We start from the raw sequence: 20,341 nt of genomic DNA, 5'->3' as shown, positions 1-20,341 counted from the left end.
CACTACGCACAGGAAGGTGCGGCTCCATGTACGACCCCGTTCACGGCCACGATCACGACCTCGGCTGGGAGCCCGGCCCCGGCAACGCCGCTCACGACGACTCGGCCGACGGCCCCGCACACGACCCCGACGACGTCGAGAACTGCGTGACCGAGCTGCGTGACGCCCTCGCGGCCCACGGCATCACGCTGCCGTCCATCGGCGTCGAGCTGCCCGCCTTCGCCGCCACTCCGCGGCTCCCGCTGGTGGCGCTGGGCAACTGCAACGCCGACACCGCGCGCAGGCTCTCCGCCGTACTCCGTACCGCATGGCGCGTAGAGGAGCGGCCGTGACGCTGCGCGGCTGGCGCATCGACCGCGTACCGGCCAAGCCCGTGCGGATCGCTGAGGACGGGCGCATCAGCGTGCCGCTGTGGCTGCTGTCGGACGGCGTCTACCACTCCGACCTCGATCTGCGCCTGTCGCCCGCCGAGGCGGAGGCGCTGCACGCCCAGCTCACTCTGGCGCTGGGTGTGACGGGCAACAGATGACAAGTAACAGATGGCAGGCGACGAATGGCAGATGGCAGATGACAGGTGACAGGGAGCAGGTAACGGATGACAGGTAGCGGATGACAGCTAAGGGATAACAGATTTCGATATCTGTCATCTGCTATCCGTCATCCGTTATCCATCATCTGCCCGGCGCCCGCTCCCCCCTCCGGCGCCCCCGCGCCCAACCCCCACCCCCCCCGCCCGTACGCGATACTGCCCCCATGAGTCTGTTCCGCGACGACGGCATAGTGCTGCGCACCCAGAAGCTGGGTGAGGCGGACCGGATCATCACTCTGCTCACGCGCGGGCACGGGCGGGTGCGGGCGGTCGCGCGGGGAGTGCGGCGTACGAAGTCGAAGTTCGGGGCGCGGCTGGAGCCGTTCAGCCACGTCGACGTGCAGTTCTTCGCACGCGGCAGTGAACTGATCGGCCGCGGGCTGCCGTTGTGCACGCAGACGGAGACCATCGCACCGTACGGGCAGGGCATCGTCACCGACTACGCGCGCTACACCGCGGGCACGGCGATGCTGGAGACCGCCGAGCGCTTCACCGACCACGAGGGCGAGCCCAATGTGCAGCAGTATCTGCTGCTGGTGGGAGGGCTGCGCACACTGGCCGCGGCGGAGCACGCGCCGGGGCTGGTGCTCGACGCCTTCCTGCTGCGTTCACTGGCGATGGGCGGCTACGCGCCCAGCTTCGACGACTGCGCCAAGTGCGGTCTGCACGGCCCCAATCGCTTCTTCTCCGTCGCCTCCGGCGGGGTGGTGTGCGGCGACTGCCGGGTGCCGGGCAGCGTCGTACCGTCGCCGGAGACGCTGCGCCTCCTCGGCGCGCTGCTCACCGGCGACTGGGCGACGGCCGACGCGTGTGAGGCCAGGCACGCCAGGGAGGGCACCGGCCTCGTATCGGCGTATCTGCACTGGCACATGGAGCGGGGGCTGCGTTCGCTGCGCTACGTGGACCGGACGCCGGGACGCCCGGACCGGCGGGCGGACCGGCCACCGGAGTCTCAACCGGGCCCCGGGCGCCCTCCCGTACGCCCCGGGACCGAACCTGGCCCCAGCCCGGAGCCCGCCGGTCCTGACCGGCGGTGACGCGGAGCGGTCGGCTACGCTCGCCGTGTCCCCGCGCATCCCGCACCCGACCCCGTCACATCCCTGGAGCTGAACGACCATGGCCCGCCGCGCAATGCTGCAAAGGCAGCGTCGCGAGTACGTCACGCCCGAGCCGCACCCCTCCGGTGAGCGCCCGCCCGAGATCCCGCGGGAACTCGTCCCCAACCATGTGGCTTGCGTCATGGACGGCAACGGCCGGTGGGCGAAACAGCGGGGCCTGCCGCGCACGGAGGGCCACAAGGTCGGCGAGGGCGTCGTGCTCGACGTGCTCAAGGGCTGCCTTGAGCTGGGGGTGAAGAACCTCTCCCTGTACGCCTTCTCCACCGAGAACTGGAAGCGATCGCCCGACGAGGTGCGCTTCTTGATGAACTTCAACCGCGACGTGATCCGCCGCCGCCGCGACGAGATGGACGAACTGGGCATCCGCATCCGCTGGGTGGGCCGGATGCCCAAGCTGTGGAAGTCCGTGGTGAAGGAGTTGCAGGTCGCGCAGGAACAGACCGTCGCCAACGACGCGATGACGCTCTACTTCTGCGTCAACTACGGCGGCCGGGCGGAGATCGCGGACGCGGCCAAGGCCGTCGCCGAGGACGTACGCGCCGGGAAGCTCGACCCGTCGAAGGTCACCGAGAAGACCTTCGCCAGGTATCTCTACTACCCGGACATGCCCGACGTGGACCTCTTCCTGCGCCCGTCCGGCGAGCAGCGCACGTCCAACTACCTGATCTGGCAGAGCGCTTACGCCGAGATGGTCTACCAGGACGTGCTGTGGCCGGACTTCGACCGCCGCGACCTGTGGCGTGCCTGCCTTGAGTACGCCAAGCGCGACCGCCGCTTCGGCGGTGCGCGTGACGGCGGGGCGAAGTCGGCCTAGGCGCCTGCGTCTTGGGCGCCTTCTGCTTCTCTACGGGTGTCTACGGGGGTCTAAGGGTGTCCAAGGATCTCTAAGGGTCTCTACGGCGGCGTCAACGCCGGGCTTCGGCAGGGCAGTCGGCGCCGCCGGTCACTTGCCCGCCGACGCGCACTCCCCGCACGTACCGAAGATCTCCACGGTGTGCCCGACATCGACGAAGCCGTGCTCCTGGGCGATCGACTCCGCCCACTTCTCCACGGCCGGGCCCTCCACCTCGACGGCCTTGCCGCAGTGGCGGCACACGAGGTGATGGTGGTGGTCGTCGCTGTGGCAGCGGCGGTAGACCGATTCACCGTCGTCGGTGCGCAGTACGTCGACTTCGCCGGCGTCGGCGAGGGACTGGAGCGTGCGGTAGACGGTGGTCAGTCCGACGGAGTCCCCGCGGTGCTTGAGCATGTCATGAAGCTCCTGTGCGCTGCGGAACTCCTCGACCTCGGCCAGCGCCGCCGATACGGCGGCCCGCTGCCGAGTCGACCGGCCGCGGACGGGGGGACCTGCGGTGGCCACGCTGACGCCTCCACTCGTTTCCACTCGATCCTTCACACGCCTTGCACGCACTGCATCTGCCCGGTCATTGTGCCAGGCACCGGCGGTACGGACGCTCACGCCCTGAAACCACGGATCTACGCAGTGCCTTCGGCTCCCTCGACGCCCTCGGCGCTTCCGCTTCCCCGGGTCCCTCTGGCTCGTTCGGCTCCGTCGGGGTCCCTGCCGCCCTCGTCGTCCGTCGTGACCCTGCCGCCGCCGGGTGCCGCCGCGTTCCGGTCCTGGGACCTCGTGCGGTGGGCGCCGGGCCGCCCGGCGCCCGCGACCGCCACCGCGCGGTCGTCGCGGACCGCGCCGTCGGCGCCGCTCGTCGCGACGTCACCTCCCGGCGCCCCGCCCCGAACTGCCGCCCGACGCTTGGCGATCGGCGCCGCCAGCCCCGTGACGACGGCGAAGAGCGCGATCGCCAGTACGACGATGCTGGCGCCCGGCGGCACGTCCCCGTAGTACGAGACGGTCGTACCCGACAGCGTCACCGCCACCCCGAAGAGCACCGAAAGCCCCAGCGTGCTCGCGAAGCCGCGGGTGGCCTGCTGCGCCGCCGCCACCGGAATCACCATCAGCGCGCTCACCAGCAGCAGCCCCACGACCCGCATCGCCACGGTCACCGTCACCGCCGCGGTCACCGCCAGCAGCAGATTCAATACACGCACCGGCAGCCCCGTGACCCGTGCGAACTCCTCGTCCTGGCATACGGCGAAGAGCTGCCGCCGCAGCCCCAGCGACCCGGCGAGCACGAACGCCGACAGACAGACGATCGCGAACACATCCGAGTCCGAGACGGTCGTGATCGAGCCGAACAGATACGTGGTGAGGCTCGCGTTGGAGCCGTTGGGCGCAAGGTTGATGATCATGACGCCGCCCGCCATGCCGCCGTAGAAGAGCATCGCGAGCGCCAGATCACCGCGAGCCTTGCCGTACCAGCGGATCAGCTCCATCGCGACCGAGCCCAGCGAGGCGACGGCGACCGCCATCCACACCGGATCGGTGCGCAGCAGGAAACCCAGGGCGACGCCCGTCAGCGCGACGTGCCCGATGCCGTCGCCCATGATCGCCTGCCGTCGCTGTACGAGGTAGATGCCCACGGCGGGTGCGGCGATCCCGACGAGCAGTGCCGCGAGCAGGGCTCGCTGCATGAACGGGTAGTGCAGCAGCTCGGTCATACATGCGTCCCGGGGTCGGCTTCGCTCACGGTCAGTCCGCTCTGGATGGCCGCGGCGGCTGCCCCGGCGTCATGGGCGTCGTGGGGATGGCAGGCCAGGTCGTGCAGGCGCCCTGGGTCGGCGACGTCCTCGGCGCGGCCGTCGCGCAGCAGCACGGCCCGGTCGATCAGCGGGGCGAGGGGGCCTGCCTCATGCAGGACGAGCAGCACCGCCGTGCCGCGTGAGACCTGCTCGCGCAGCGCCTCGGCCAGCACGTCCTGGGCGCGGAGGTCCACGCCCGCAAGCGGCTCGTCCATGATCAGCAGATCGGGCTCGCCTGCCAGCGCGCGGGCGATGAGTACGCGCTGATGCTGGCCTCCGGAGAGCGCGTTGACGGAGTCGCGGGCGCGGTCGGCGAGCCCGACGACCTCCAGTGCGTGCGTCACGGCGGCCTTGTCGGCGCGGCCCAGCGGGCGCAGCTTCGTACGGGCGAGACGGCCGGAGGAGACGACTTCGCGCACGGTGGCGGGCACGCCCGCGGCGGCCGTGGTGCGCTGCGGCACGTAGCCGATGCGGCGCCAGTCCCGGAACCGGGCGAAGGGGGTGCCGAACAGCTCCAGTTCGCCCCCGGTGAGAGGCACCTGGCCGATGACGGCACGTATCGCCGTCGACTTGCCCGAGCCGTTGGCACCGAGGAGGGCCACCGCTTCGCCGGGGCCCAGGGACAGATCGACGCCGCGCAGCACGGTGCGCGCCCCGAGCGAGGCGGTGGCGCCCCGTAGGGACATCACGGGCGGGGGTGCGGCCATGTGCGGGGCCTTCCTCGGTGGTGGGGATCGGGTCGGCACGGTCGGGTCCGGGTGGGCGGTGCCGGAGCCTGCCGTGCGAGGACGGGGTGCGGGGCCGGCGGTGAGGTGCGGGCTCAGTCGGCGCCGAGCGCGGTCTTCAGCGAGATGAGGTTCTGGTGCATGACCGAGAAGTAGTCCTCGTTCTTCTTCACGCTCTCCAGGGGGCTGAGTACCCCTGTCTTGAGGTTCAGATCTTTCGCAAGCGTCCTCGCGGTCCTGTCGCTGGCGCCCGACTCGAAGAAGACGGTGTCGACGTGCCCCGCCTTGGCGACGCTGTGCAGCTTCTTCATGCGGGCGCCGCTCGGCTCGGACTCCGGGTCGACGCCGGAGACGGCCGCCTGATGCAGCCCGTACCGCTCGGCGAGATAGCCGAAGGCGGCGTGCGTGGTGATGAAGGTGTCGGTCTTCTTCCGCGCCAGTTCCTTCTTGAACTCCCCGTGGAGCGACTTCAGCCGTCCGGTGAGGGCGCGGGCGTTCTTCGCGTAGTCCTTCTTGTGTGCCGGGTCGGCCTGGCTGAGTTCCTTCGCGACGCCGTCGGCGATCTGCGCGTAGCGCAGCGGATCGAGCCAGACGTGCGGGTCGCCGCCGCCTCCCTTCTCGGCCCCGTGCGAGTCATGGCCGTGCTCGCCGTGCTGGTCCTCGCCGTGCACGTCCACGCTGTGGTTCTCCAGCGTCGTGTACGAGGAGGCCTCGGCGACGTGCTCCGGAGCGGCCTGCTGGACGCCCTCGTCGACGGCGGGCTGGAGTCCCTTGAGGTAGACCACGAGGTCGGCGTCGGACAGCCGCCCGGTCTGCTGGGGGCTGAGCTCCAGGTCGTGCGGCTCGGTGCCGGGCTTGGTGAGGGATTCGGTGCTGACGTGCTCCCCGCCAATCTGCCGGGCGAGGAACTGGAGGGGATAGAACGACGCGACGACGTGCACCTTCCCGTCGGCCTGCCCCTCCGCCGAGTCGTCGGTGGTGCAGGAGGTGAGGGTGAGCGTCCCGACGCCGAGCGCGGTGGTGGCGGCGAGGGTCGATATGAGCCGACGAGAAGCGTTCATGACACTCATTTTCAGACTACTTGGAAACGATTGTCAAATGGAGATGGTCGGAGATGCGCTCAAGCGGACCCGGGGATCGGTCGCCGTACCGATAGCCGAACCGATTTGATCCGCCCCCCTCATGGATCGGTAACCTGAAGTATTCCGTCCGCCGTTGATGAAGAGAGCACTGTGGCCGCCGACAAGATCGACACCATCGTCAGCCTGAGCAAGCGCCGTGGCTTCGTGTACCCGTGCAGTGAGATCTACGGCGGTCAGCGCGCCGCCTGGGACTACGGACCGCTCGGTGTGGAGCTGAAGGAGAACATCAAGCGTCAGTGGTGGCGCGCCATGGTCACCTCGCGTGACGACATCGTCGGCATCGACTCCTCCGTGATCCTGGCACCGCAGGTGTGGGAGGCGTCCGGCCACGTGGCCACGTTCACCGACCCCCTGACCGAGTGCACCTCGTGCCACAAGCGCTTCCGCGCCGACCACCTCGAAGAGGCCTACGAGGCGAAGCACGGGCGCCTCCCGGCCCAGGGTCTCGCCGACATCAACTGCCCGCACTGCGGGAACAAGGGCGGCTTCACCGAGCCCAAGCAGTTCTCCGGGCTGCTCTCCACCCACCTCGGCCCGACGCAGGACGCCGGCTCCGTCGCGTACCTGCGGCCGGAGACCGCGCAGGGCATCTTCACCAACTTCGCGGCGGTACAGCAGACTTCGCGTAAGAAGCCGCCGTTCGGCATCGCGCAGACCGGCAAGTCCTTCCGCAACGAGATCACGCCGGGCAACTTCATCTTCCGCACCCGCGAGTTCGAGCAGATGGAGATGGAGTTCTTCGTCAAGCCGGGCGAGGACGAGAAGTGGCACGAGTACTGGATGCAGCAGCGCTGGTCCTGGTACACCGACCTCGGCCTGAGCGAAGAGAACATGCGCTGGTACGAGCACCCGCAGGAGAAGCTCTCCCACTACTCCAAGCGCACCGCCGACATCGAGTACCGCTTCAACTTCGGCGGCAGCGAGTTCTCCGAACTCGAAGGCGTCGCCAACCGCACCGACTTCGACCTCACCGCCCACTCCAAGGCGTCCGGGCAGGACCTGTCCTACTTCGACCAGGAAGCCGGCGAGCGCTGGGTGCCGTACGTCATCGAACCGGCCGCCGGAGTCAACCGCGCGATGCTCGCCTTCATGATCGACGCCTACATCGAGGACGAAGCGCCCAACGCCAAGGGCAAGTTGGAGAAGCGCAACGTCATGCGGCTCGACCCGAGGCTCGCCCCCGTGAAGGTGGCGGTGCTTCCGCTGTCGCGCAACGAGAAGCTGTCGCCGAAGGCGCGCGGCCTCGCCGAGGCGCTGCGCAAGCACTGGAACATCGAGTTCGACGACGCCGGGGCCATCGGCCGCCGCTACCGCCGCCAGGACGAGATCGGCACCCCCTTCTGCGTCACCGTCGACTTCGACACCCTCGACGACAACGCCGTGACGGTGCGAGAGCGCGACACGATGAAGCAGGACCGGGTCTCGCTGGACCAGATGGAGAGCTACCTCGCCGGGCGGCTTCTGGGCTGCTGAGCGGGCGGCCGACCTGCCGACGGGCCGCGCACCGCGACGAGTTCGCGACGAGACGAGCCGGGGCTGCTTCCGCCACTGGGCGGGGCAGCCCCGTCGCCGTGTGACCGGCTGCCCCTGGTGACCGCCTCTCGCGGGTCTCCGTCAGCCCGCCTCCGGCTGCCCGCCCGCCCCCTTCTGCCCGTCCTCCCGCTCTGCGGGCGCACCGAACCCCGTGGTGTCCAACTCGCAGTCGAACGGCGCCGGTACGTGCAGCGACTTGCCGAACGGCACCGTGAGATGGGACGTGTAACCCTTCGCGCTCGGCGCCCAGTAGACCGTCGCCGACTCCTCCTGCATGTCCAGCAGGAGATAGACGGGGACTTGGGCCATGCCGTAGACGGTGACCTTGTCCTCCAGGTCAGCCTTCCGGGTCGCTGCGGAGGTCAACTCCACAGCCAGCGAGAGTGCTTCGCCGTCGACGTACCGGTCGTGACTCTGGAAGGCGCGCTCCTCAGCCGCGTACACATCGGGCCCGTAGGCCCGCTCCTGGTGAGGGAACGAGAAGAGGAAGGGCGCCGCGTCGATGATCTGGCCCTCGGGTGCATGTGGCTCGAGCTGCCTGCGAACCGACCGCATGACCGACAGATAGAACGCCCTCGACCACGGCGACACGACGATGCTCCCCCTGATGATCTCCGCCCGGTAGCCGTCGGGCACCTCCATGCTCAGCAGCGTCCGGCACAGCGCCTCGAAGTCGGGCGGGCCGTCGGGGGTCTCTATGGGCGTCGGTCGTTCGAGCATCACAGTCATGATGCGCCTTTCGTGCTGAGTGATCCAGACGTCACACAGAGTATTCGCGACCACTGACAACGGGCGGGGGCGCTCCAGGCAGTGTCCGGCGGGGCATGTGACTGCCGTGCCGCCGTGCTGCCGGCTCGTCGTGGTCGGCATGGGGGCGGGGTATGTGACCGACGCGGAGTGGGAACGGCTGGAGCCGACTTGCCGTCAACGAACAGCGCGGTGGCCGGTACCCGTGACGGCGGCCCGTCACCATCCGCCTTTGAACAAGCCCAGGAGTGCCGGCGCCGGGTCGGCTGTGACCGTGATGTTCGCCACTGCGACAACGATGACGGCCAGCGACAACAAGGCGGAGAGAAGACCGAACGACCTGAACACGCGCCTCGCTCGCCTCTCGGACGCCCCTGCTCTCGCAGACCTCTTCCACGACGCCACACTCATGCCGACGAGGACGACCGCCACAGTCGTGGCCGTCACGACTCTCACCGCGTGGAACCGGGAGAAGTCGCCGACCATCGCCTTGAGGGCAAGCGGAGTCCGGTCACCTGTGTCCGGATAGTCGGCCAGGCGCTGCCTGACTTGATCGAGCGTATCGGCGAGTTCTCCGTGGGATGCGTGGAACGGAAGCTGCGACAGCAGTGAGGAGAAAGGCGCGATCGCATCCTGCATGTTGGCCTCTGCCGTCACCAACGAGCACAGCGCGAGTGCCGTGACGACAGCCCCGGCCGACGCGAGAGCGGCCCTGCTTCCCGACCCGAGCCCGTCGGCCCGCAGAAATGCCCTCCAGAGAAGAACGCCGAGCGCAATGAGCACGATCAGCAAGATCGCAGCGATCACGGCCTTGATCACGTGGTGGTATTGCCAGTAATCGACAGCCCTCTCCAAGCCCGGGGGAAGGTCACGGTCGCCGGAACTCCAGTAGTCGACGAACGACTCGGAGAGGCTGTCGATGAGAATGCGCTGATCGTCGAGGCCGCCGCCGGTCATGCCCGCCGCCAACGGGCCGGGGGCGAGAATGAAAGCCGGGACGAGGACCGCAGCGAGAGCGACGAGCACAGCGAACGCACGACCGGGGATACCCGCGGATCGAGTCCCTCCATGCGTGCTGGTGGGTCGTGACGTTGATGTCATGCCGACGACCATTTCGCACCGGCGCTCGCCCGGTCACTGGGGTCTGCCATCCACTTGGGGTGTGGCCTGCCATACCCCAGCCATTGTCCGCCGGGCGCTCTAGTCCAGCAGCGCACGCAGGCGGCGGGCCTGCCGTCGGGCCGTGCCCGGAGGGTTCCGGGGCTGCTCTCGTGTCTCGTCGAGACAGAGCAGGAACAGCCATACGAGGGCCAGGAGGCGGCGGCACTTCCGCAGCCGGGCGGCCTCGGCCGCCGTCAGCGCGAAACCCCGCAGGAACGCCGCGACATCGAGAGGCCCGTCGATCCAGGAACCCACATGCTCGGTGATCTCGGCCAGTTCGAAGGCGCGGTCGCTGCGGCCCGAGTCCTCGAAGTCCACGATCCGCACATCTGAGCCGTCCCAGAGGTAGTTGGCGAGATTGCCGTCGCCTGTACCGAAGACCTGAGGTACATCGGGAGCGGCCTCGTCCAGGTCGGAACCCGCGAGCCAGCGCAGCCCGAGATCCAGCGCGGCGCGCGTCTGCCCGTTCGCCGGTACCCGGACGAGTGGCGTCCACGAACGGATCCGCGCCCTCAACGCCCTTACGAGGACCGGCCTTCGAGGCACGGCAGCGAGGACCGGGGGAGGCAGCGCCGAGTGGAGCGCCCTCACCGCCGCTGTGAGGGCGTGGACTGCCGCCTCGTCGAGCGGCTGGCCGAGCAGCGGCGCACCCGGCAGCCGCGACATCCTGATCACCGGTGCTCCGGCGGCGGGCTCGTACGCAAGGGGCTCGGGAGCCAGGCCAGGGGCGTGTTCGGCGAGCAACTCCAGGGCGCGCCACTCCCGTTCGGCCTCCGGGTCGAACCCCGTCACCGAAGCGCTTGGTCACGCCGCGCGGCCCAGCGAGACCTCGTGGGTGCTCGACGGGCGCCGTGCCGGCATCAGGAGCGAAGGCCCCGGAGGATCAACGTCCGCACGGCTGTGAAGTCTTCGTCGGTGCCCGGCCGGGACCACTCGGCGGCGTATGCCGGGTCGTGGAAGCGGGCCGTCGCATGGAAGATCGCACGGGCCGTATCCGCATTGCCGCCGATCAGCTCCTTGGCGAAGACGCCCTCCCGGCGGCCGTCCTCGATGATGCGGGCGAGCTGGCCGACGAGGTCGCCGATGTGGCGCTCGACCACGGCGCTCAGGTCGCCGGTGAGCACCGAGTAGGTGGCGAACAGCTCGGGGTCGTCGCCCGCCTTGTGGCGCTTGGCCTCGAAGAGGCCCTTGAGCCAGCGGTCGAGGCGGTCCTCGGCGGGCCCCGATCCGTCGGCGACGGGTGCGAGCCGCTCGCTGGTGCGATCCAGCCAGCGCTGGGTGACCGCTTCGCGCAGGGCGGCCTTGGTGCGGAAGTGCCGGTAGACGCTGCCGTGGCTCACGCCGAGGGCGCGGGCCACGTCGACCACCGTGGCCTTGCCGAGGCCGTAGCGGCGCAGCACGTCCTCGGTGGCCTCGAGAATGCGCTCCGGAGTCAGTGCTTCCGCCACCATCGGCCCCCTGTCCTCGCTGTTCGCGTCCTGCGCCCAGCGCCGTACGCGGCTACTTCTCGCTGTCGAGATGCGCCATCTGGGCTTCCGGATAGCGGTCGCCCGAGGCGGAGTCCGCGGGCACCGCCTGCTCGATGGCTTCGAGATCGTCCGCGTCGAGAGTAACGTCCACCGCCGACAGCGACTCCGCCAGACGCTCACGGGTACGGGCGCCGACCAGCGGGACGATGTCCTCGCCGCGCGAGAGCACCCACGCGGTGGCCGTCTGGGCGACGGTGATCCCCTTGCCGTCCGCGACTCGTCGCAGTGCCTCGACGAGGGCGAGGTTGCGGTCCAGGTTCTCGCCGGAGAAGCGGGGGCTCATGCCGCGGAAGTCGCCCGGCGCCAGCTCCCGTTCACGGGAGAAGTGGCCGCTGATGAGGCCGCGGGAGAGCACGCCGTAGGCCGTGATGCCGATGCCCAGCTCACGGCAGACCGGCAGGATCTGCTCCTCGATGCCGCGCGAGATCAGCGAGTACTCGATCTGGAGGTCGCTGACGGGCGCGACGGACGCGGCCCTGCGGATGGTGTGGGCGCCGACCTCGGAAAGGCCGACGTGGCGCACATGACCGGCTTTCACGAGTTCGGCGACGGCGCCGACGGTCTCCTCGATCGGGACGGCCGGGTCGAGACGGGCGAGGCGGTAGATGTCGATGTGGTCGGTGCCCAGGCGCTGGAGAGAGTACGCGGCGAAGTTCTTGACCGCCTCGGGGCGGCCGTCGTAGCCGGTGAAGCCTCCCTCGACGGTGCGCAGGGCGCCGAACTTGACGCTGGTGAGGGCCTGTTCACGGCGGGCGGGGGGTGCGGTGCGCAGGGCCTCGTTGATCAGCAGTTCGTTGTGGCCCATGCCGTAGAAGTCGCCGGTGTCCAGCAGGGTCACGCCTGCCTCCAGTGCGGCGTGGATCGTGGCGATGGACTCGGCGCGGTCGGTGGGGCCGTAGAGGGCGGACATGCCCATGCAGCCGAGGCCGAGGGCGGAGGTGCGGGGGCCGGTGGTGCCGAGCTTGCGGGTCTGCATCGTGCGCTCCTTCCGGGGTGGCACTGACGAGGATGGCATGACAGATGACAGATATCAAAATCTGTCATCTGAATAGTGTCAGCCGTTATCTGTCATCTGTCACCTGAAATCTGCCGCCTGCCATCCGTCAGTTGTCATCGGTCAGTTGTCATCTGTCAGCGCCCCGCCCGGTACCCCGCCCCGCTGCCCCTCGCGCCCAGCTCCGGCCCCCGCCCCCTCCCCGCTCCTCCCGCCCGCACCTTCCGTATGCGCGACAATGGGAAGCCGCCTCGCAGGCGCCGCCCGGCTCGCCCGGCGCACGCCCCGCGTCGCGCCCGCCCGGCAGCACATCCGCCCACCCCGTACGTACGTCTCGGAGGACGCCGACGTCATGACGCCGCCGCTCCACATCGGCCCTCACACCGTCCAGCCCCCCGTGGTGCTGGCGCCGATGGCCGGGATCACGAACGCGCCGTTCCGCACGCTGTGCCGCGAATTCAGCGGCGGCAAAGGGCTGTTCGTCAGCGAGATGATCACGACGCGTGCGCTCGTCGAGCGGAACGCGAAGACCATGCAGCTCGTGCGCTTCGACGACAGCGAGCGTCCTCGTTCGATCCAGCTCTACGGCGTGGACCCGGTGACCGTCGGCAAGGCCGTCCGGATGATCGCCGACGAGGACCTGGCCGACCACATCGATCTCAACTTCGGCTGCCCGGTGCCCAAGGTGACGCGCAAGGGCGGCGGTTCGGCACTCCCGTACAAGCGGCCGCTGCTGCGCGCGATCCTGCACGAGGCCGTGGGCAACGCCGGGGGCCTCCCCGTCACGATGAAGATGCGCAAGGGCATCGACGACGGCCATCTCACCTACCTCGACGCGGGCCGTATCGCCGTCGACGAGGGGATCACGGCGATCGCCCTGCACGGCCGTACCGCCGCCCAGCACTACGGAGGCACCGCCGACTGGGACGCGATCGCACGGCTGAAGGAGGCCGTGCCCGAGATCCCGGTGCTGGGCAACGGCGACATCTGGTCCGCGGACGACGCCCTGCGCATGGTGCGTGAGACCGGATGCGACGGAGTGGTCGTCGGGCGCGGCTGTCTGGGCAGGCCGTGGCTGTTCGGCGATCTCGTGGCGGCGTTCGCGGGCGAGGGCGAAGTGGCGTACGCGCGGCCCCGCTTCGGCGAGGTGGCCCGGGTGATGCTGCGGCACGCGACGCTGCTGGGGGAGTGGCTGGGCGACGAGGCCCGCGGAGTGATCGACTTCCGTAAGCATGTGGCCTGGTACACGAAGGGGTTCTCGCTCGGTTCGCAGGTGCGGCAGAAGCTGGCGGTGGCGGGCTCGTTGGACGAGATGGCCGCGCTGCTCGACGACGTCGACCCGGACGAGCCGTGGCCGCGGGGGGCGGACGGCCCACGGGGGCGTACCCACTCGCGCAACAAGGTCGTGCTCCCCGACGGCTGGCTCGACGATCCGTACGAGTGCGGGGGAGGCGTCGGCGCGGACGCCGAACTGGACACCTCTGGCGGCTGATTCGGTCCGCAGCGACGGGTCCGGGGTGGACGCCCGGCCCGGTGCGCCCTCGCGCGCCCACTCGTCGCGATCCTGTCGAGGGGCCAGCCCCTGAGGCCCTTTACGCCTCTGACCTCCGTGTCACCGTTCTTGGTAGAGACCATTTGAAGTTTTGTCCGGTACGGCTAATCACGGACTGTGCAGGCCGGGTCACTGAGATACTCCTCACTTGTGAAGGCCATCGTCTACGAAGAGTTCGGGCAGCATCCCGCGCTCCGTTCGGTACCCGACCCCGCACCGGCCCCAGGCGGCGTGGTGATCGAAGTCGATGCCACCGGTCTGTGCCGCAGCGACTGGCATGCGTGGCGGGGCCATGATCCGGATGTGAAGCTGCCGCACGTCGGCGGCCATGAGTTCGCGGGAACGGTAGTGGCAGCCGGTTCAGGTTCCGGTCTGCCCTGGGTCGGGCGGCGCGTGACCGTGCCGTTCGTGTGCGGCTGCGGCACCTGCACGCAGTGCATCACGGGCAACCAGCAGGTGTGCGAGCGGCAGACGCAGCCGGGCTTCAGCCACTGGGGGTCGTTCGCCCAGTACGTCGCGATCGACAACGCGGAGGGCAATCTCGTTCCGCTTCCCGATTCGCTGAAGTCTCCCGCCGCGGCGGCGCTTGGCTGCCGCTTCGGTACGGCATACCGCGCGGTCGTACGGCAGGGCCGTGTCACGGCCGGTGAGTGGGTCGCCGTGCACGGCTGCGGCGGTACGGGGCTCTCCGCGGTGATGGTGGCCGTGGCGTGCGGTGCGCGGGTCGTGGCGGTGGACATCTCGGCGGCGGCGCTGAAGGTGGCAAGCGACCTCGGTGCCGAGGCGACCGTGGACGTGTCCGATGTGGAGGACGCGGCCTCGGGCGTTCTCGAAATCACGCGCGGCGGCGCGGACTTGTCGCTGGACTGCCTCGGCGACCCGCGTACCTGCTGCGCGTCCGTACGGAGTCTGCGCAGGAGGGGACGGCATGTGCAGGTGGGGCTGCTGCCGCCCGACGAGCAGTCGCCCCGTATCCCGATGGACCGGGTCGTCGCGCATGAGCTGGAGCTGCTCGGCAGCCACGGCATCCAGGCGCACGAGTACCCGGCGCTGCTGGGCCTCGTCGAGTCCGGGGTGCTCCATCCCGAGCTGCTGGTACGGCGCACGATCGACCTGGACGAGGCGCCTGCCGCGCTGATGGAGATGGACATTCCCGTACCGGCGACGCCGGGTGTGACCGTCGTGAAGCCCGAGTCGCCGAAATCCTGAGACGCGCTGAGGGAGCGTGGGCGCCTCTTGCGGGGCGCTCTGACCCGCCGCTCATCCTCGACGCCCTGCCGTGACGTCTGCCGGGACCAGGAGCAGCGCCCTGCCGGGATGCTCCGCGGCAGACGACGTCGGCAGGTGGCCCGGGCCCGGGCCGGGACCCGAACCCGGCCGGGGCCCGGGCTCGACCATGCCGGGCCCAGGCCCACTGCCAGCCTCAGCCCACTGCCGGGCCCGGATTCAGGACCGGCTCAGGCCGGGCCGGGCTGGGCGTGTCCGCTCAGGTCCCGGCGGATTCTCCGCTCTCCAGCCGGAATCCGACCTTCATGCAGACCTGGTAGTGCTCGATGCGCCCTTCCTCGATCTGGCCGCGTACCTGTGTGACCTCGAACCAGTCCAGGTGCCGCAGCGTCTCCGAGGCCCGGCTGACCGCGTTGCGGATCGCGGCGTCCACGCCCTCGTGCGAGGTGCCGACGATCTCGGTCACCCGGTAGGTGTGCTCGCTCATACGGGACCTCCACCATGTCCGGCCGTCGTCCGTCGTGCCCCTCCCCGGTGCCCTGATACGCCCGGCTTACGCAGCTCCGCCCGGCTGTACGTACGAACGCTGCGAGTGTGAACACTGCGCGCACGAACACTGCGTCACGAACGCTGCATGCACGAACGCTGTACGGACCGGAGCCGTGCGCACCGAGTCGCGGGGTAAGGGCCCGCTCCACCGCAGGCACCGCAGGCACCGCAGGCACCACATCCACCGAACAAGCCGCCCCCGGTCGCCGGGGGGAAGCGGCGGCCGGGGGCGGCGGTGTGAGGGGCGCGGGCGCGGGCGTCAGGTGCCCGGCGCGTCCCCCACGGCGGTGAGCAGCGCGAGTGGCGTCGCAGCCGCCCACGCCTGCGGGGAGCAGGCATGCGGATAGGGGACGGGGTCGGGGTGGTCGCTGCGGCTGTAGCCGGCGAGCACCTCGGGCAGCCGGTAGTTCTGCCGGGCGGCGGCCTCGACCATGCCCGCGGCCAGTGTGCGGGCCTCCTCGTGCAGCCCGTAGCGCGCGAGTCCCAGGGCGATGACGGCGTTGTCCTGCGGCCAGATGCTGCCGCGGTGGTACGAGAGCGGGTGGTAGGGCGCCTGGCCGGAGGCCAGCGTGCGCACGCCCCAGCCGGAGAAGAAGTCGTCCTCCATCAGGCGGCGGCCGACCTGCTCGCCTGCCTCCTGGCCGAGGATGCCGGACCACAGCAGATGCCCGGCGTCGGAGGCGAGGGCGTCGGCGCGGGTGCCGCCGTCGTCGAGGGCGAGCAGCGGGAAGTTCCTCTCCGGCATCCAGAAGTCGGACTCGAAGCGTTCGCGGAGGGCGGCGGCGGCCTTGGCGAGCCGGTCGGCGTAGGCGTCGTCCTTCCAGACCGTACGGGCCAGCCGGGCGATGCGGCACAGTGCGTCGTAGGCGTAGCCCTGCACTTCGGCGACCATGACGGCGCCCTTGGGGCGTGTGCCGTCGGCGGTGCAGACGGCGCCGGGGGAGTCCTTCCAGTTCTGGTTGGTGAGGCCGCCTTCGTGTGCGTGGTAGGCGAGATAGCCGTGCTCGTCGAGGCCGCCGTGGGTGAACATCCAGTCGACGGCGGCGCGTGCCTGCGGCTCCAGCCGGGCGGCGAGCTGTGCCTCTTCGGCGCCGCCGTTCTCGCTCGACTGCTCGGTGTACGCGGCGAGAAGGATCAGGAAGAGGGGCGTGGAGTCGACCGAGCCGTAGTAGCGCCCGTAGGGGACCTGGCCGAAGTGGGCGAGTTCTCCGCTGCGTACCTCGTGGACGATCTTCCCTGGCTGTGCGAGGCGTTCGGGCTCGTCCTCACGTGCCTGGGTGGCGGCGAGTGCGAGCAGGGTGTGCTCGGCGAGCTGTGGACGGCAGGGGAGGGCGAAGAGCGAGGTGAGGAGCGAGTCGCGGCCGAAGAGGGTCAGAAACCAGGGGACTCCGGCGCCGGGGATGAGCAGTTCCTCGCCGTCAGGCCCGCGGGCGGCGACGCGCAGACCGGCGAGGTCGACGAGTCCCTGCTCGCAGGCGCGGGCCAGCTCCGGCCAGTCGGTGAGCCGGGAGGGAACGGGCTCCGCCGAAGTGAACGCGTCCGTACGGGACTTCAGCCACGCGATCACCTCGCCCGGTGCGCCGCCCGGCGGTGCGCCGGTGGGGGCGCGGCGCTTCGGTGCGCCGTGCGGATGCGCGGTGACGCGCAGCGTCAACTCGGCCGTGCCGTGCGGCGCCAGCTCCAGCAGCCAGCCCAACTGCCGTGCGGAGCTGCCGGTTTCGTCGACGGTGGCCGGGGGCGGCTCGGCCGTGATGCTCGTACGGGAGTGCCACTCGCCGCGCCGGTAGCCGAACTCGACACCGTCGGGGCGTACTTCGTGCGTGCGTACGGTGTGCCGCTTGTCGTAGGAGCGGTGGTCGGAGCGCAGCTCGAACTGGTCGGCGAAGTCGGCGTCCGCGGTGAGCGTCAGCCGGGCGGTCGTGGCCTCGCCGAGGTTGCTGGTCAGGCGGATGCGTTCGGTCAACTCGCCGCTGACGACGGCCTGTTCACGGAAGACGGTGTAGGCGGGCGGCTCCTCGCGGGTGCCGTGCGGGGTGAGTACGGCGGTGCCGCCGAAGTCCGAGTCGGGGGAGTGGGACGCGGGCACGAGAACGGCGGGGGAGGAGCCGTCGACGGTGAGCTGCCAGCGGCTGAGATGCCTGGCGTCCCGTACGAACAGGCCCTCCGGGACCGTGCCTTCGGACTGCGCGCTGGGCAGCGCCCAGCCGGGCGGGCCGCTGACGTCACCGGAGGGGCCGAGCACCGCGAAGGTGCCTTCGTGGACGAGCAGGCGGTGCTCGGTGGCATTCACAGGGTCAGAATCCTTCCTCGGGCTCGGACCGCCCGGGTGACTCACGTGGCTCGGGTGCGGGCTCTTTACCGCTCATTGACGTGAATCCGGCCCGCTGAACCTCTTGTTCGCACTCATGGCCTGAATCCGGCCCCTTCAGCAGATCCAGCGCGAGTGCGGCGGTCCAGCTGAAGTCGCGTGCGCCACGGCCTTCGCCGGTGTACGGGTCGAGGTACTCGGCGAAGCGTGAGGCGGCTGCCGCGCCGAGCACGTCGGCGCGCAGCAGATCGGCGCGTTCGCTCTCCCCGCAGCGCCGCAGTCCGTGCTCCAGCAGCCAGTTGACGTTGAACCAGGCCGGGCCCCGCCAGTAGCGGTACGGGTCGAACGCGGGCCCGCGCAGGTCGTAGCTGGGAAGCAGACGCACGCTGTCGCCCAGTCCGAAGTGCTCACCCGTGACGGTACGCAGCAGCGCGGCGGTGACGTGGGCGGGCAGACCGGGGGCGATCAGCGGCAGGAGGCCGGCGGCGCTGCGTGCGCCGATGAGGGTGCCGGGAGGGGGGCCGCCGGACGGCCGGCGGGTGGCGTCTTCCCGTCGTGTACCGGCCGAAGCGGCTTGATCCGTTCCCTCGTCGCCGCGCAGATCCCCGCGCAAATCGACGCGTTGATCCCCGCGCAGTTCCCCGCGTTGATCGCGCAGTTCCCCGCGCAGATCCCGGCACAGGAACTGGCCCGCCTGCGGCGACCACGACCGGCGTACGAGGGCGTCGGTCAGTGCGGCGGCACGCTCACGATGCGGTGCGGGATCGCCGCCGAGTTCGCGGGCGATGGCGGCCAGCGCATGCTCCGAGACGATCAACAGGGCGTTGAAGGAGGGGTCTTCGACGGCGAAGGGGTGCGGCGCGTCCGCGTCGCGGTAGCCGTGGTCGCGGTAGGCGGCGGCGAGCGCCACGTAGCGCCCGTAGTCGAGGTCGGTGGGGCGTTCGGCGGCGGCGCCGTGTGTGAGGTCTGCTCGCCGGAAGGAGCCCGCGGGGGCGGGCTCGACACGGGAGAGGGGCCCGTCCCAGCACGGGCTGTTGTCCATGCCGGGCTCCCAGGGGTGCACCACCGCGGCCAGTCCGCCGCCGCCCAGATCGCGCTCGTCGGCGAGATAGCGGTGCCATGCCGCGAGTCTCGGCTGCACCCGGGCGAGGAAGCCTCGGCGGCGCGAGGCGTCCGGGTCGGCGCAGTGCACCAGCCAGGCGGCGAACGCGTGCACCGGCGGCTGGACGATCCCGGAGGTCTCGGCGTCGAGGGGGGCGCCCGCGCCGCGGGACCGCCCGGCGGTGGACGAGCGCCAGAAGCCGGGCCCGGGAAAGTAAGCGTCCTGCGGCACACGGGAGTTGAAGACGATGTGCGGGATGCGCCCGTCGCCCCACTGGCCGCCCAGCAGCGTCTCCAGCTCCCGCTGCGCGCGGGTCGCGGAGAGATGGCGCAGGCCGATGGCGATGAACGCCGAGTCCCAGCTCCACTGGTGCGGATACAGACCGTGTGAGGGGACGGTCGAGGTCCCCGTCCAGTTGCCCAGCAGCACACGGTGTGCCCCGCGCCGCAGCCGGGCGCGTTCGGCCCGTCCCGGGAAGCGGTGCGGTGCGGGCGTCCCGGTGGGTCCCTGCCGCCCGGTCCGTACGGCTGCCGTGCGGGGAGCGGGCGCGGGTGCGGCGCTCACGCGGCGGCCCGTGAGAGGAACGGCGTGATGGAGCGCACGGCCTCTTCCGGGTCGCCGGTCAGCCTGCACTCCACGGCCAGTTCGCCCTCGTAGCCCGCCGCTTCCAGTGCGCCCAGCCAGGCGGGCCAGTCCAGGTGGCCCGCGCCCGGCTGGAAGCGGTTGGAGTCGCTGACCTGCGCGTGTCCGATGTACGGGGCGGCTTCGAGGATGGCGGCGGGAGGGTCGGCCTCCTCGATGTTCATGTGGTAGCTGTCGATGCCCACGCGGACGGAGTCCAGCCCTGTCTGCCGTATCAACTCCACTGCCTGGCCGAGCCTGTTGACCATGTGGTCCTCGTAGCGGTTGAGCGGTTCGAGGAAGAGGGCGACGCCTTCGCGGGCGGCGTGCTCGCCCAGCTCGGTGAGGCCCGCGAGCAGCACCTCGCGGTCCTCCTCCTCGCTGCGGGGCGGCTCGAACGGCGGCAGGCGCCGCGAGAACATCCCGTAGGAGGCCGGTGTCATCGCGCCCCGGCCGCCGAGTTCGGCGATGACGGAGAGCTGCGACTTCATCTGGGCGACGGCGTCGCGGCGCAGCTCCTCGTCGAACGCCCCGAGGAAGTGCCGCATCTCGACGCACACGGTCGGCATGACGACGCCGTCCGCCAGCGCCCGGCGCAGTTCCGGCAGCCGGTCACGGAAGTGGAAGTCGCCCTTTCCTCGCAGTTCGATCGCTCCGTAGCCCGCGGCTTGGGCGAAGTCCCACTTCTGCTGGAGCGTCTCGCCCGGCAGTAGCTGTTCCTGGCAGGCGGTTGTGAACATGGTCGGGCCTTTCGCGAAGTGCGGCTCGTACGTGGGGGGTCGGTGTGGCGGTGAGGGCCGG

General features: G+C 70.4%; 19 protein-coding genes and 1 pseudogene. 7 read left to right on the top strand and 13 right to left on the bottom strand.

Features of this window, described 5'->3' with window-relative positions; genetic code table 11:
• Positions 1-26 precede the first annotated feature (26 nt).
• The 4 genes from MMA15_RS28430 (at position 27) to MMA15_RS07105 (ending at position 2,521) form a co-directional block, all read left to right on the top strand.
• The gene (locus MMA15_RS28430; protein ID WP_277401478.1) at positions 27-332 is read left to right on the top strand and encodes a hypothetical protein; all 306 of its coding nucleotides are present in this window, start codon (positions 27-29) and stop codon (positions 330-332) included.
• Positions 329-529 carry a hypothetical protein gene (locus MMA15_RS07115; RefSeq protein WP_241058246.1) on the top strand — a complete coding sequence of 67 codons (201 nt, stop codon included), beginning with the start codon at positions 329-331 and terminating at the stop codon, positions 527-529. The genes MMA15_RS28430 and MMA15_RS07115 overlap by 4 nt, the downstream gene beginning before the upstream one ends.
• A 224-nt stretch (positions 530-753) precedes the next feature.
• Positions 754-1,626 (top strand): DNA repair protein RecO, encoded by an 873-nt coding sequence (gene recO, locus MMA15_RS07110; protein WP_241058245.1) that lies wholly within the window; start codon positions 754-756, stop codon positions 1,624-1,626.
• 79 nt (positions 1,627-1,705) lie between these two features.
• The gene (locus MMA15_RS07105; RefSeq protein WP_241058244.1) at positions 1,706-2,521 is read left to right on the top strand and encodes an isoprenyl transferase; all 816 of its coding nucleotides are present in this window, start codon (positions 1,706-1,708) and stop codon (positions 2,519-2,521) included.
• Positions 2,522-2,650: 129 nt separating this feature from the next.
• Here MMA15_RS07105 and MMA15_RS07100 read toward each other — a convergent pair whose 3' ends face one another.
• From MMA15_RS07100 to MMA15_RS07085, 4 genes and pseudogenes are all read right to left on the bottom strand, one after another.
• Positions 2,651-3,067, bottom strand: a complete 417-nt coding sequence (locus MMA15_RS07100) for a Fur family transcriptional regulator (RefSeq protein WP_241058242.1) — start codon at positions 3,065-3,067, stop codon at positions 2,651-2,653.
• Between the two features lie 332 nt (positions 3,068-3,399).
• A pseudogene (locus MMA15_RS07095) lies at positions 3,400-4,269 on the bottom strand (metal ABC transporter permease); the annotation flags it as partial.
• Complete coding sequence (locus MMA15_RS07090; protein ID WP_241058240.1) at positions 4,266-5,057, bottom strand: metal ABC transporter ATP-binding protein; 792 nt, start codon at positions 5,055-5,057, stop codon at positions 4,266-4,268. The gene MMA15_RS07090 and the pseudogene MMA15_RS07095, both read right to left, overlap by 4 nt.
• A 113-nt stretch (positions 5,058-5,170) precedes the next feature.
• Positions 5,171-6,136 carry a metal ABC transporter substrate-binding protein gene (locus MMA15_RS07085; RefSeq protein ID WP_241058238.1) on the bottom strand — a complete coding sequence of 322 codons (966 nt, stop codon included), beginning with the start codon at positions 6,134-6,136 and terminating at the stop codon, positions 5,171-5,173.
• A 171-nt stretch (positions 6,137-6,307) separates the two neighbouring features.
• On the opposite strand from MMA15_RS07085, the gene MMA15_RS07080 reads away from it, so the two are divergent.
• A complete protein-coding gene (locus tag MMA15_RS07080; protein ID WP_241058236.1) occupies positions 6,308-7,690 on the top strand; it encodes a glycine--tRNA ligase in 1,383 nt (460 codons plus the stop codon).
• Between the two features lie 141 nt (positions 7,691-7,831).
• On the opposite strand, the gene MMA15_RS07075 is transcribed toward MMA15_RS07080, so the two are convergent.
• From MMA15_RS07075 to MMA15_RS07055, 5 genes are all read right to left on the bottom strand, one after another.
• Positions 7,832-8,470 carry a Uma2 family endonuclease gene (locus tag MMA15_RS07075; RefSeq protein WP_308290516.1) on the bottom strand — a complete coding sequence of 213 codons (639 nt, stop codon included), beginning with the start codon at positions 8,468-8,470 and terminating at the stop codon, positions 7,832-7,834.
• 246 nt (positions 8,471-8,716) lie between these two features.
• Positions 8,717-9,523, bottom strand: a complete 807-nt coding sequence (locus MMA15_RS07070; protein WP_241058233.1) for a hypothetical protein — start codon at positions 9,521-9,523, stop codon at positions 8,717-8,719.
• A 174-nt stretch (positions 9,524-9,697) separates the two neighbouring features.
• Entirely contained in the window at positions 9,698-10,450 is a 753-nt protein-coding gene (locus MMA15_RS07065) for a phosphotransferase family protein (RefSeq protein WP_241058232.1), read from the bottom strand.
• Between the two features lie 68 nt (positions 10,451-10,518).
• On the bottom strand, positions 10,519-11,109 hold the full coding sequence (locus tag MMA15_RS07060; protein WP_241058231.1) for a TetR/AcrR family transcriptional regulator: 591 nt from the start codon (positions 11,107-11,109) through the stop codon (positions 10,519-10,521).
• A 49-nt stretch (positions 11,110-11,158) separates the two neighbouring features.
• Positions 11,159-12,163, bottom strand: a complete 1,005-nt coding sequence (locus tag MMA15_RS07055; RefSeq protein ID WP_241058230.1) for an aldo/keto reductase — start codon at positions 12,161-12,163, stop codon at positions 11,159-11,161.
• A gap of 370 nt (positions 12,164-12,533) precedes the next feature.
• Here MMA15_RS07055 and dusB point away from each other — a divergent pair, with 370 nt between their 5' ends.
• Both dusB and MMA15_RS07045 read left to right on the top strand, forming a co-directional pair.
• On the top strand, positions 12,534-13,673 hold the full coding sequence (gene dusB, locus MMA15_RS07050) for a tRNA dihydrouridine synthase DusB (RefSeq protein WP_241063056.1): 1,140 nt from the start codon (positions 12,534-12,536) through the stop codon (positions 13,671-13,673).
• Between the two features lie 210 nt (positions 13,674-13,883).
• Positions 13,884-14,942 (top strand): zinc-dependent alcohol dehydrogenase family protein, encoded by a 1,059-nt coding sequence (locus MMA15_RS07045; RefSeq protein WP_241058229.1) that lies wholly within the window; start codon positions 13,884-13,886, stop codon positions 14,940-14,942.
• A gap of 277 nt (positions 14,943-15,219) precedes the next feature.
• Here MMA15_RS07045 and MMA15_RS07040 read toward each other — a convergent pair whose 3' ends face one another.
• The 4 genes from MMA15_RS07040 to MMA15_RS07025 all read right to left on the bottom strand — a co-directional run bounded on the left by MMA15_RS07040 (position 15,220) and on the right by MMA15_RS07025 (position 20,280).
• Entirely contained in the window at positions 15,220-15,447 is a 228-nt protein-coding gene (locus MMA15_RS07040; RefSeq protein WP_241058227.1) for a dodecin, read from the bottom strand.
• A 321-nt stretch (positions 15,448-15,768) separates the two neighbouring features.
• Complete coding sequence (locus MMA15_RS07035; protein WP_241058226.1) at positions 15,769-17,799, bottom strand: amylo-alpha-1,6-glucosidase; 2,031 nt, start codon at positions 17,797-17,799, stop codon at positions 15,769-15,771.
• Positions 17,800-17,803: 4 nt separating this feature from the next.
• Positions 17,804-19,483 (bottom strand): MGH1-like glycoside hydrolase domain-containing protein, encoded by a 1,680-nt coding sequence (locus MMA15_RS07030; RefSeq protein ID WP_372498198.1) that lies wholly within the window; start codon positions 19,481-19,483, stop codon positions 17,804-17,806.
• Positions 19,480-20,280, bottom strand: coding sequence for a sugar phosphate isomerase/epimerase family protein (locus MMA15_RS07025; protein WP_241058225.1), 801 nt, complete (start codon positions 20,278-20,280; stop codon positions 19,480-19,482). The genes MMA15_RS07030 and MMA15_RS07025 overlap by 4 nt, the downstream gene beginning before the upstream one ends.
• Positions 20,281-20,341: the final 61 nt, after the last annotated feature.

Origin of the sequence: Streptomyces marispadix, from assembly GCF_022524345.1 — a bacterium.
Classification (GTDB): Bacteria; Actinomycetota; Actinomycetes; order Streptomycetales; family Streptomycetaceae; genus Streptomyces; species Streptomyces marispadix.
The sequence above is the reverse complement of the archived record's forward strand: the minus strand, read 5'-3'. Positions and strand labels throughout refer to the sequence as shown.